The sequence below is a fragment of the Corynebacterium sp. KPL1995 genome, from assembly GCF_000477935.1.
Taxonomy (GTDB): Bacteria; Actinomycetota; Actinomycetes; order Mycobacteriales; family Mycobacteriaceae; genus Corynebacterium; species Corynebacterium pseudodiphtheriticum.
This window is the reverse complement of the sequence record NZ_KI515715.1, coordinates 1,869,179-1,881,648: the sequence shown is the minus strand read 5'-3', so window position 1 is coordinate 1,881,648 and position 12,470 is coordinate 1,869,179. Positions and strand designations below refer to the sequence as shown.

Below are 12,470 nucleotides of genomic sequence, written 5' to 3'. Positions count from 1 at the left end.
GCCTGGCAGCTCTGGCCTTAGCCCGTGTGCGGGCCTCGTTCATAAACAAAGGCGTCTGTGCGATAGGGCAGCGTTATGGTATCTGTACGTGATTTCTCCCAGAAATCTAACAGGTACCAATTTAAATTCCCGGTCAACCGGTTGCGCATTCGCTGGTTTGCACGCTGCCAATAGCTGCGCGAATGCATCAGTTCATGCACGCCGGCAACGCTGAGTTCTTGCGTCATAGTGGTCCGTAGCGTATCTACCAGCTGCCACGGAGCATGGACGGTTGGGAAGAACCCGGCTGGTTGGATATCCCCAGAATGCATGATCCGTGCCAGCCGGAGTATTTCTGGGCGGGAGACGTCCAAAGTATTCCATACCAATAGCAGCCTGCCGCCCGGCGCGAGCACACGATCAGCTTCCTGGCTTGCAGCTGCGACATCGAACCAATGCCAAGATTGTGCGTAGCTCAGGCAATCTACGGAATCTCGTGTCAGGCCAGTGGCTTCCGCGCTGGCCTGCCACGTCGGCACGCCTAGTTTTCGGTGCAGGAACTGCGCCATGCCTGCTGACGGATCAAAGGCGTAAACTTGGTGGCCGGCAGCATCGAATACGGCGCTGAGCTGACCGGTTCCAGCACCGCCGTCGACGACGCGTGCGTTTGCTTGGTCACGCGTGGCCAAGTGGGCGAGTTCGTTTGGGTACCCGGGCCGGATTGCATCGTAGGCTTCCGCCGAAAATGCCTCGCCCGCTGCACGGCGCAACTCTGCGCTTGCAAAGGTGGGGCTGGTTTTGGCAGATGCCTTGAAAAACACAGGAGAAGTCATCGGTACACAAACTAATACACGAAAAGCTGGCGTGCAGCAGCCAGCACCTTTAATGGTTACCCCGGCCGAGAGATTGCCCGGAAATTCGACCCCTTCGTTGCCGGGTTCAAATGATCGCTTGTGGTTGTTGAAGACGATTTTTCTGCATCCGCGTCTAACAATTCCTGCTGCAGCAATGACGGTAATCATGTTTTTGTGTACCGGTCTGACTCCAGTGATTGTCGGGTACGCGATTGATGATGCCATTGCCGGCGGTGAATTTGCAGAGCTGTTGCGCTGGTTAGCGGTTTTGGTCTTGGTATCTGCGGTGCACGCTACGTGTGGATGGTTTGGGCGCAAGTACCTGGTGCTCGCAATGCTGCGTACTGGGCATTCATTGCGTATGGCGGTGACCGACCGGATCTCTCATCCCCGGGGGCTTGGTGGCCAGCGACGAACAGCAGGCGAGTTGCTGTCTATTGCTTCGAGCGATACCCAGCGGATTGCTGATGCAGTCTTGATGGCGGTGTTTCCGTTTGCGGAATTTGCCTCGATTATTTACGTCGGGGTAATGGTGAGCATGATTAGTGTTCCCCTCGGCATCGCGGTGTTGGTGGGCGGTCCTGTGATGGTGTGGATTTCCCTGTCAGCTTCTGGCCCATTACGCCGACGTTCCGGGAAACGCCAGCACTGGCTGGCTGAGGCCGCAGCCACGGCAACCGATGTGGTGCATGGCCTGCGGATTTTGAAAGGGATTGGCGCAGTAGACACAGTGTATGAGCGTTATCAGCAGGTGTCTGATGATGCGTATTCTGCGACCGTTCGGGCCCACGGTGCACGTTCGGTGCTCGATGCTATTACGGAAACCATCGGGTCGGTTTATATCATCGTCATTGGTATTGCTGCTGGTGGGCTGGCCCTGGGGGAGGTCATCAGCGTGGGAGAGTTAATTACGGTTATCGGTTTGACGCAATTCATCATTACCCCGATGACGATGCTCGGGAAAAATATTTCTTCGAAATGGGCTACCGCGCAAGGGTCAGGCGATCGCATCAGGTCTGTGCTCGCAGCTCCCTATGCGCTAGCGGAGGCACAGGCCGGCGTCAATTGGGAGCTTTTCCCAGAAAACGCGCGTCCGAGACCAGGGGTATTAACAGTTATCGTCGGCACGGTGCCGGCTGGTCTGGAGTTGTTGCCACGCGAACAAGTACTGGTGGCCCCACACGACGGGCAACTATTTAGCGGGACCATCGCTGAAAATATTCTGGATCGTACGGACACCATGAGTACGCAGGAGATTCTTGATCGGGTGGAGCCAGCACTAGTAGCTGCAGCTGCCGATGATATTCCTGGTGGTGCACAACGACGGGTAGGCGCATCGGATGGTGATCTCTCTGGTGGCCAGCGCCAGCGGGTGGCTCTAGCTCGTGCGCTTGCTCGTGACGCGGAGGTACTAATTTTAGATAATCCTACGACCGCCGTCGACTCTGTCACGGAACACACCATCGCTCAGCGGGTCGCTCAGGCTCGTCGTGGGAAAACCACAGTGGTTTATAGTTCCTCACCTGCTTGGCGCGAGGTAGCAGATGTTGTGCAGGCGGGTGAGTGATCATGTCGAACGCGTCTGGTGTGCCGCAGGGTGCTGCATTTGCCACCGCCTCATTTTCCACAGTTCGCCGTATTGTCGGTACGCAGTTACGCCGGATCCCGCGGGCAGCCAGCCAGTTTTGGTGTGCAATGCTGCTGCTAAGCGCTGGCGCTTTGGCGAATGTTCTAGTGCCCCGGCAACTAGGGAAGATTGTTGATGAGGTTGTGGCTGAAGACGGTAGTATCACCGTAATCGCGGTGTGGCTGGTGGCATTGGCGTTAGCCTCCGCTGTGCTTTCGGCGGGCGGGTTGTACGTTATCGGTGCGTTGATCGAACGGGTGATATCAAATCTTCGAGAAACGATGGTCGGTACCGCATTGCGTCTGCCGGCGCATGAGGTGGAAGAAGCCGGTTCGGGGGATTTGGTATCACGCGCGACCGATGATGTTGCAGAACTTTCCGCTGCAGTGAGTGAGACAGTGCCGGTGTTGTCGAAATCCGTGTTCATGGTCGGCGCAACGGCAATTGCGCTGATAGCTATTGACTGGCAGTTCTTCGTCGTTATTGCGGTCGTGGTGCCGATCTATTGGTTTGCTGTGCGTCGTTATCTGCGGGTGGCTCCGCCGCGCTACATCGCGCAACGTGAAGCAATGGCGCAACGTGCCCGGCGCGTATTGGAGTCTATCCACGGTGGGCCCACGGTGCGTGCCTACGGCTGGGAAGATGCCATGCATGCGCGTGTGCAGGAGAGTTCATCGCAGGTCGTGACCTATGGTTTTGCTGCGCGGCGCACGATGATGACCCTTGGTTTGTGGGTTTGGTTGGCCGAGTTTTTGCTTTTGTCGCTGGGGCTATTGGTTGGTTTTTTCGTAGTTGATAACGGATATCTCACTGTCGGAGCCGTGACAGCGGCGATGTTGATGTTGATTCGTCTTCGCGGCCCGATAATGGCTTTGATGCGAGTACTGGATACGCTGCAGGCCGGATATGCTTCGTTGAGTCGGATTGCAGGAGTCATAGCCTGCCCGCCGCAGCCGGTGCCGGATTCGGGAGCTGGCGTACCGCGTGGCGAGCTCGCCATAAAGAATGTTTGTTTTTCTTATTCAGCGGGATCTAGTGGTGCTGTAAACCCGGAAAACGTGGACGAGTCGAGCGGTTCTACAAACGCTGTCGATGACGAGTCGCTGACGATTCCACCTGGTTCCACGGTTGCTGTCGTGGGAGCATCTGGGGCAGGAAAAACGACCTTAGCTGCGTTAGCTGCCGGGTTACGTGTTCCGGATTCGGGCGAGATTCTTGTCGACGGAACCGAGGTGGCACAGCTTTCTGATCGGGAACGAGCGGGCCGTTTAGCGATGATTTCGCAGGATGTTTATGTGTTTTCTGGCAGTCTGCGCGATGACCTTACCTTGGCGCGTCCCGGCGCTAGCGATGAAGAATTGCTTGGAGCCTTGCATAGCGTGCATGCAGATTGGGTGGAATCGCTTGCCGACGGACTGGAGACCGTGGTGGGTGCGCGGGGGCAACAGCTTAACCCGGTGCAAGCGCAGCAGCTTGCGTTGGCCCGTGTGTGGCTAGCGGATCCAGCATTGGTGATCATGGATGAGGCTACTGCAGAAGCCGGTTCGGTTGGGGCCGAGAAGCTGGAAGCTGGTGCAGCTGCGGTTGCCGCTGGTCGCACAGCGGTGATAGTGGCACACCGTTTAGATCAGGCGGCATCTGCGGACCAGGTCGTCGTCATGGACAAGGGTAGAGTGCTTGAGCGGGGAACTCATGCAGATTTGGTTGCTCGAAATGGTCGCTATACTGAGCTGTGGGAGGCCTGGAGTTCGGGTCGCTAAGGCAATATTTGTTTTATGTGGTAAAACTATTTGCGTAACCGGTGAATTAGATAGATGCATGTGGTAGCACGCTGCGCACCAGTCTGGGGTAGGTGACATTGGCACGAGCAAGAATGACACTAGCTGGTTTGCTACCAGGCATACTGCAGATGTACTCGAGGCGTAGCGCTCGTACCCAATTAGCCGGGGTTTTCTGCGCTTTTGCCATAGCTGCTGCCGGTTGCAGCAATATGGATGATGGCACGCAATCGACTCAACATGTCCCTGAATCCGAGCATGCGCAGGCACTGGACCGGGAGATGCAGACGTTTCCACACCCCACCGGCGCCCCGGTGGCAGGAGCGTTGCCCGGTGAGACTACTCGAATTAACTTGCCGAGTGGTCGCAGCTATTTGGTGCATCTGCCTGCTGGCTACGATCCGTCGGAGCCGTGGCCATTGATCTTAACCTTCCACGGGTGGGGGCAAAACGGCCAGTCCTTGGCGACTGCCACACACTTCGATGCAGCTCGTGCTATTTCCATTTATCCGGATGGGGCCCCAAGCAAAGCTCCTAACCAGAATAAAAAGGCCTGGGCTCCGGCACCTTATGCGAATACCAGCGGGAGCGAAGATCTAGAGTTCGTTGACGAAATTATCAACTCCGCGCGGCGTACCTGGAATATAGACGATAGACAACTTTTTGCTGTGGGGTTTTCTAATGGCGGAGGTTTTGCACAGTACCTTGCGTGTCAACGGCCGGCGCAGTTCCAAGCTATAGCCACGGTGTCGGCTGCTTATTACACTGCGGTCGTAGAAAAATGTGCCCCGGGAGCCGTGGGGCATTTGGATATCCACGGCACTGCAGATCAGATCGTGAGTTATGACGGCGGAACCCGGCACAACACGAAGTTCTTATCGGTGCCCGAAATCATGGGTGTGGCTGCGCACCGAAACCACTGCGGGCATAGTATTGAACAGCAACGGTTAGTTGGTGGCGCCAAACGAACTAGTTATACGGATTGCACAGCGCCAGTTGATCACATTCGTATCGAAGGCGGCAAGCATTGGTGGCCGGGCTATAGCGCAAACCGTAATGATGCGATGCCAGAGAATTTCGCTACCGATAAGATCTTGGACTTCTTCCGGATTCCGGGGCGTCCTTGAACCGCGGAAGTTAAGCGCTACCGATGGCATACTAAGCAGTAGACTAAGCGTCTATTATTTCACGACCGGAAGGATATTGAGCAAGCGTGGGAAAATTCGATTGGTTCTGGAACGCCATGGGTGCAAAATCGGCGAAGCACGAGAAGCAATCGCGTAAAATCGTCGGCCAAGCCCAGCAACAGGCCGCGGATTTTGACTCACTGAGCGACGATAAACTACGTGAGCATGCCCGTAGCTCAGTGAATCCCAGTGGTGAGATCACCGATAAGTCCACGTTTTTGGCGGCACTTGCTACGGCAAGTTCTCGCAAGCTGGGGCTGCGCCCGTACGACGTGCAATCTCAGGCTGTACTGCGATTGTTGACGGGCGATGTCATCCATATGGCGACCGGCGAAGGTAAAACTTTGGTCGGTGCGATGGCAGCCACTGGTTTTGCGCTCAGCGGAAAACGAGTGCATGTGGTTACAGTCAATGATTATCTTGCACGCCGCGATGCCGAATGGATGCGCCCGCTCGTAGAAAGCTTTGGGCTAGAGGTAGCTGCAGTGACCGAGTCCATGGACACGGCGCAGCGTCGACAAGCGTATGCCGCTGATGTGGTCTATGCACCGGTGAAAGAGCTAGGGTTTGATGTACTACGGGACAACCAAATTACTTCTCGTGAGCAGGCTGTATTTCAACAAGCTGACGTAGCGTTAGTTGATGAAGCAGATTCTGTACTGGTGGACGAAGCCCTGGTGCCGTTAGTGCTTGCAGGAACCCGAGCCGACCAAGCTACAGACCCACGCGTGACCACCGTGGTAGCCAACCTAAAGCAGGAACGCGACTACACCATCGGCACTGACGGTCGCACGGTGTTCCTTACTGACGATGGTGCGGCGACGGTGGAAAAGGAACTAGGAATCGATTCGCTTTATAGTGATGAACATATCGGAAGTACTTTGGTGCGGGTGAACCTCGCATTGCATGCAAAAGCCCTACTTATCCGTGATATCCATTATTTGGTTCATGATGGCGAGTTGAAACTGATTGATACCGCGAAAGGTCGGGTTGCTGACCTGCAGCGTTGGCCGGACGGATTGCAAGCCGCAGTCGAAGAAAAAGAAGGACTGAAAGTCACAGAAGGCGGCCGAATTCTCGATACGCTGACCATTCAAGAACTTATGCGTCGCTACCCGCAGTTGTGTGGCATGACCGGTACCGCTGTTGAAGCCACAGACCAGTTACGCGAATTTTACGGTTTGTACGTTTCCGAAATTGCTCCGAATAAAGCGCCACAGCGGTTCGACGAAGCAGATCGCGTCTATGCCACGGTGGCTGAGAAAACCCAGGCCTTGTTAGACGAAATTGAATTGCTGCATGCACAGAAACAGCCAGTATTGATTGGCACTCAGGATGTTGCGGAATCAGAAAGCCTGGACGCCGCTCTAACAGAACGTGGAATCAATGCGCAGGTGCTCAACGCGAAAAACGATGCCGAGGAAGCAGCGATTATTGCCGAAGCTGGTATGCCAGGCAGGGTCACTGTATCAACGCAGATGGCTGGCCGCGGTACGGATATCAAATTAGGGGGCACCGATGGAACCCACTATCAAGAAGTCAAAGACGCCGGTGGCTTGGCAGTGCTGGGAACCACGCGCCACCGGAGCTCGCGTTTAGATAATCAATTGCGGGGCCGTGCAGGACGCCAGGGGGATCCGGGGTTGAGTCTGTTTTTCGTCTCTTTGGAAGACGATGTGGTCATTTCCGGCGGGGCAGGTGAATCCGTAGAAGCCCAGCCGGACGGGAACGGCCGGATTGATTCTGGGCGTATCGTAGATTTTATCGCTCATTGCCAGAGAGTGACAGAAGCTCAATTGCTGGAAATCCATAGTCAGACCTGGAAATACAACAAATTGTTGGCAGATCAACGGGAAATCATCGATGAGCGCAGGAGTAGTTTGCTCGACACGGACAAAGCCTGGGCGGAACTCCGTGAGTATGAACCAGAGCGTGCCGCCGAATTGGTTGCCGCGGGTCTTGCCGACGACGTATTGGTGCAAGCAAGCCGCGAGATCATGCTTTACCATCTTGATCTCGCCTGGGCGGATCACCTTGAACATATGGATGATGTTCGTGAATCGATTCACCTGCGCGCGATCGCCAGGGAAACCCCGATCGATGAGTATCACCGGATTGCGGTGCGCGAATTTAAAGAAATCGTGCGTCGTGGTGTAGAGGCTGCTAGAGAAAGTTTCCGTGAGGTAGTTATCGATAATGCCGGTGCACATCTTTCCGAAGGGGGCCTAGCTCGCCCATCTGCGACTTGGACGTATATGGTCTCGGACAATCCGCTCGCTGGCTCGGGAAATTCTGCATTGAGCGGAATCGGCAACCTATTCCGCTAATGAACGCAGGCTTAACTAGCGACCCGATCTTCTAGGCAGGTGACTAGCCGAAAAGCCCCGCGGTTTGAATTACGAGTATGGTATTTGGCGGGGTTTTCGTAATTGAAAAAATGCTAAAGAAAATAACTTTGACTCTCGTCGTAGCCGTTTAAGCGCTATGATGGATTACTAACGGCAATATTTCCGACAATGCGGAGGATAGATAATGAGCGAAAACACCGGTACTCCGGAGCAACAGGCGGAGACAACCTCAGTCTTCCGTGCGGATTTAATTAAGGAAATGGAATCCGGTGCTGGTGCTTCTACCGCAGCCGAAAATACCGAAAACCTCGCCGAAGGCGTAGCGTTGTTGGTGGTCAAGCGGGGGCCAAACGCGGGCGCGCGTTTCTTGCTGGACCAAGAAACCACAACCGCAGGTCGCCACCCAGAGGCGGATATTTTCTTGGATGACGTCACCGTTTCTCGTCGTCATGCAGAATTCCGTTTGAACAATGGGGAATTCGAAGTGGTAGACGTAGGATCGTTGAATGGTACTTATGTCAACCGCGAGCCACGGAATTCACAGGTGCTTTCTGTGGGCGATGAAATCCAAATTGGTAAGTTCCGATTGGTCTTTTTGGCTGACACCAAGAAATAATAGGTAATTGTGAGTCCAGTATCTCAAGCAGCAGCGCAGTCGACGCCTCGGACAGGCAGCGCGTACAAGACCCGTAAGGCAAAGTCCATCGGTGTCGTCTTGGAATCTTTGCGTCCTGAGTTTCCGGATATTACGGTTTCTAAGATCCGATTCCTTGAATCGGAGGGATTAATTTCCCCGCAGCGTACAAAGTCCGGCTACCGTCGTTTCACCGAAGAAGATGTCGCACGGTTGCGCTATATTTTGGTTACCCAGCGAGATCACTATCTTCCGCTGAAAGTCATTCGTGAACAGCTCGAAGCTATGGACTCCGGGCAAGTTACTGCCTTGGTGGGGGCGAATTCTACACAGGGTTTGATGTCTGCGGATACGTTCCGCACCACCGGGCCGAGGAGTTTCACGGATTCAGATGTGGCACACCAAGCAGGCGTGGATGTTGAGTTCGTGACCGAACTTGCTGGAGCTGGTTTGATCCGCCCGGATGCCGCTGGATTTTTTGCCACTGATGACGTAAATATTGTGAGTACAGCGCGGTCGTTGCAGCAGTTGGGCTTTGACACGCGATTGCTGAAATCACTGCGTAATGGTGCGCGTCGACATGCAGATCTGATCACCCAGGTTGCAGGCCCGTTGACGCATGGAAAATCAGATAATGCGCAACAACAAGCGGAAGAATTATCACAACAAATTTCCGCGTTGGTGGTTTCCCTGCACACAAGTTTGCTTAAGAGCACCCTGCGTGAGGAATTCGATGCTTAAAGAACTCAATGCCTAGCCCATTATTTTAGGGTCTTTCACGGAGATCTTTCGTCTGGAACCGGCATCGCACGTCTGCGGTGTCGGTTTTTTCTGTCATCATGATGAGTCTGTTGTGGCTGATACGACCAATATGAGTATAGTGATGGGGGTCATGTTAACAGTTGAGATTCGCGAGACGGAAGAACCCTAAAGTCTTAATTGAGACTTTAGGGCGTGTCGCGCCAATTCTTCGTAAAAGGGCAATAGGATTGACCTTAAATAATTTAAGGATTCCAAACTTCCATCGGAGTAATTACGTGACTATCAACTCATCCCGTTCCCAGTACACGGACGCACCGTACGTCCAGGAGTCCCTGTTTGACCTCGGGCCAGATGAACAACTTGGCTACCGCGTGCCTATTGCGTGCCAGGTTGCAGGTATCACCTACCGTCAGCTCGATTATTGGGCGCGCACTAACCTAGTGAAGCCGTCGATCCGAAATGCGCGTGGCTCCGGTTCGCAGCGTTTGTACTCCTTCAAAGACGTTCTTGTCTTGAAGATCGTCAAGCGCTTGCTTGATACCGGAATCTCGTTGCAGAATATCCGCTTGGCAGTCGAGTCTTTGCGTGAACGTGGCGTGAACGATATCGCGGAGATTACCCTTGTTTCTGATGGCACAACGGTGTACGAATGTCACAGCAATGAACAGGTCATCGACTTGCTTTCGGGAGGACAAGGCGTCTTTGGTGTAGCGATTCCAGGCATTATGAAAGAACTTAGCGGAACCATTAGTTCGTTCCCAGCGGAGCGTATTGACCCAGCCCTTGCGGACGACTCTAAAGCTGCTTCTGGTATTGACGAGCTGGCTGCGCTGCGTGTGCGCAAATCTCACTCGGCTTAACATCTTGGATTAGTTTTTGCTCGACTCATTTTAGAGTCCAACGACACGCCGCAGCTTCTCTTCGAGTTCTGCGGCGTTTTTTACTGTCTGGATATGACTCGCTACTTCCCGTAGAGCTGGATCTGTTTCACCATCACCAACATGTACAACACTGAGTTCTGCCTTGGCACCCAGTGCCTCCCGGAATTTTGCGGGGAAATCTGGGTAGCCATCCGCCGTACCAGAAGTAATCAACACGATACGGGATGGCTGAGACTCCGATTGCGCGATACCAGAATGATCCCGAACCGCGTGGGCAGCAGCGAGTAGTGCTTCGTTAGTTTGCGGTACTCCACCGGTACCTAAAAGCTGTACAGAACGAGCGGTCTCTGCGCCATCAGAAAAATCGATATTTCGGCGAAAACCCTGGGTAACCCCAGGGTTTAATGGTGACGAATAATTCCATAATGCCACCGAATGTCCGTGAGCACTCAACTCGGGAGCAAGGGTTGCGATTGCATCAGCAGAGGCCTGGAAACGCGACGGTCCTGCGATCCCGGGAAAACCCGAGGACATAGCATCGGAGGTATCCAACAAAAACAGGGTATCCGTTGCAGTCAGGGCATCGGCTGCGTCGTGGGCGTGTTTCGCGTCGTCCTTATTATGGTCCTGGGCTGCGGCATCATCGTTGGACTGATGCTTACTCCCGGTGTTGCCGAAATCCAGTGCGGTACGTGCTAGGTAAGCTTCCCAGACCGGGCTAGCGTCCAATCGCTTAGCATCAGTTTCAGCCTCAACTTGGCCTTCTACTTCCGGATTTGCCTCAAACCCGTGGTATTGCGCCGCCAAATCATCGGCGAAAGCTTGCGCGGCGCGGGCCTGTTCTTCATCAATTTCGTCAGACTGGTTCAACACCGCCGCCGCATATTCCACGTATGCGCCCTCCAAGGCACGGAACGAGCCTGCATCTTGAGCGCTTATAGCCTGCACCGCGGCAACCGGACCGTCAGCGTCGGCAAGGCTTTTGTTTTCATCCCGCAAAAGAAGCTCCGCGCCAGATTCTGGGCCGTCGGCAAGAGCGGAAGCAACCACCGCAGATGCTGCTGAGTCGCCAGGATAGGTGACGGCGTTAGCCGGAAGCTTGAGATCGACGTCTGCATCCGTTGCAGCGTGTTTATCGTAAATACCAGCTGCTTGGCCAGCTACTTTCGGGTGTTCACCGCTTGCGGCTGCTGTACGACCAGCAGCCGCAACGGCCTGAGCTAAACGCGGGGAGTCTGCGTCGATATAGACAGCGGCTTTCGCGATATCTTCGGCGATGACGGCCTGCACACAATGATCACGCACCACTGGCTTCGTGGCATTCCAGGAGGCCAATAGCGACTGCGTTAAGGTTGCGTCACCGCTGGCAACGGGAAGCTGTAGATTTCCTTCAATGCACGATTCACCTTCGGCGCTATCCGCATTGGAACCGGTGTCTTCAGAACCATTTCCCAAGAATAACCATGCAAGCACAGCGATAATTGCCAGCAAGATTGCAATGGTGGAGGCAATGAATCCTCCGGAAAATTGAGTCTTTTGTTCAGGTGTGTAGTGACGCCCCATAGCTACCTAGTCTAGCCCGCTGAGCATGGTCCACAATATTTATCAGCCTGTGTCGGAGCGGCTCGGCGCGGGCAGCTAGTTGACGTTGGCGCGCAACGTATTCGTTTTTCCCCGCTGTGGTCTCAACGGCTACGACGCCAAGGCCCCAATCACGGCAATCGTATGGTGAAGCCTCCATGTCCAACTCACGGGCGCTAACCGCAAGATCGAAGCACTGGTGTAATAACTCACCCGGGACTAGCGGGCCCAGTTTCCAAGCCCATTTGTATAAGTCCATTGTCACGTGCACGCATCCGCCTTGGTCGCAGTCGAGCTGATCTTCGCGATTTAGCACCGTGATATTCAGCGGGCGTGCTGGGGGAGTGAAAAAACGGAAGGCATCATAATGTGTGCAGCGGAGATCATGCTTTTCTACGACTTCGTTCGTCCCTTTAGCCCCGAGGCGGAGTGGTAAATCATGGCGTGGGGCTTCAGAACGGTAGACCATTGCCCATTCGTGTAAACCAAAACAGTCAAATCTGGCGGGGCGTTCAGCTGTTCGCGCCAGCAAATCCCTGATATAGCCGATTGCTGAACCACGCCGCTGCCATAACGATTGCGCGTTCAATTCCACACCACGCTCGGTGCGGTGGTAATCACGCCAGTGCGCATGTGGCGGATCGCCCTGCATAGCCGAGCCGACGCCGGGATGCCAGCGTTTCAGATGTGTCGGGCGAACGGGATAATACTCAAACAAGAAATCATAAACCGGATGTTTCATGCCCGGGTTCCGATAGCGGGCCAGACGTTCCTCAGCACGCGCGAGGTGGGCATCGGCTTGGGCTGTCCATTCCTGCTCAGTAAAAATCATGGTGCTA

10 protein-coding genes are annotated in these 12,470 nt (G+C 54.5%); 7 read left to right on the top strand and 3 right to left on the bottom strand.

All coding sequences use genetic code 11. The features are described 5' to 3' along the window. Nucleotides 1–17: 17 nt before the first annotated feature. Nucleotides 18–812 carry a class I SAM-dependent methyltransferase gene (locus HMPREF1292_RS08345; RefSeq protein WP_023019512.1) on the bottom strand — a complete coding sequence of 265 codons (795 nt, stop codon included), beginning with the start codon at nt 810–812 and terminating at the stop codon, nt 18–20. Between HMPREF1292_RS08345 and HMPREF1292_RS08340 the strand changes: the two genes are divergently transcribed. The 7 genes from HMPREF1292_RS08340 to HMPREF1292_RS08310 all read left to right on the top strand — a co-directional run bounded on the left by HMPREF1292_RS08340 (nt 778) and on the right by HMPREF1292_RS08310 (nt 10,029). Beyond that, nucleotides 778–2,400: an ABC transporter transmembrane domain-containing protein gene (locus tag HMPREF1292_RS08340; protein WP_369707192.1), complete on the top strand. Its 1,623-nt coding sequence runs from the start codon at nt 778–780 to the stop codon at nt 2,398–2,400. The two genes, HMPREF1292_RS08345 and HMPREF1292_RS08340, sit on opposite strands and share 35 nt — an antisense overlap. A gap of 2 nt (nt 2,401–2,402) precedes the next feature. Next, entirely contained in the window at nt 2,403–4,220 is a 1,818-nt protein-coding gene (locus HMPREF1292_RS08335; RefSeq protein ID WP_023019510.1) for an ABC transporter ATP-binding protein, read from the top strand. Nucleotides 4,221–4,312: 92 nt separating this feature from the next. Beyond that, nucleotides 4,313–5,365 (top strand): PHB depolymerase family esterase, encoded by a 1,053-nt coding sequence (locus HMPREF1292_RS08330; RefSeq protein WP_232218019.1) that lies wholly within the window; start codon nt 4,313–4,315, stop codon nt 5,363–5,365. An 86-nt stretch (nt 5,366–5,451) separates the two neighbouring features. Continuing rightward, nucleotides 5,452–7,752, top strand: coding sequence for an accessory Sec system translocase SecA2 (gene secA2, locus HMPREF1292_RS08325; RefSeq protein WP_034645226.1), 2,301 nt, complete (start codon nt 5,452–5,454; stop codon nt 7,750–7,752). A gap of 205 nt (nt 7,753–7,957) precedes the next feature. Next, a complete protein-coding gene (gene odhI, locus HMPREF1292_RS08320) occupies nt 7,958–8,389 on the top strand; it encodes an oxoglutarate dehydrogenase inhibitor Odhl (protein ID WP_021353878.1) in 432 nt (143 codons plus the stop codon). A gap of 9 nt (nt 8,390–8,398) precedes the next feature. Continuing rightward, entirely contained in the window at nt 8,399–9,148 is a 750-nt protein-coding gene (locus HMPREF1292_RS08315; protein WP_023019507.1) for a MerR family transcriptional regulator, read from the top strand. Nucleotides 9,149–9,444: 296 nt separating this feature from the next. Next, entirely contained in the window at nt 9,445–10,029 is a 585-nt protein-coding gene (locus HMPREF1292_RS08310; protein WP_021353880.1) for a MerR family transcriptional regulator, read from the top strand. Between the two features lie 30 nt (nt 10,030–10,059). Here the strand turns inward: HMPREF1292_RS08310 and HMPREF1292_RS08305 are convergent, their stop codons facing one another. Both HMPREF1292_RS08305 and HMPREF1292_RS08300 read right to left on the bottom strand, forming a co-directional pair. Continuing rightward, on the bottom strand, nt 10,060–11,613 hold the full coding sequence (locus HMPREF1292_RS08305) for a vWA domain-containing protein (RefSeq protein WP_023019506.1): 1,554 nt from the start codon (nt 11,611–11,613) through the stop codon (nt 10,060–10,062). Continuing rightward, complete coding sequence (locus tag HMPREF1292_RS08300; RefSeq protein ID WP_023019505.1) at nt 11,591–12,463, bottom strand: hypothetical protein; 873 nt, start codon at nt 12,461–12,463, stop codon at nt 11,591–11,593. The genes HMPREF1292_RS08305 and HMPREF1292_RS08300 overlap by 23 nt, the downstream gene beginning before the upstream one ends. Between the last annotated feature and the right edge of the window lie 7 nt (nt 12,464–12,470).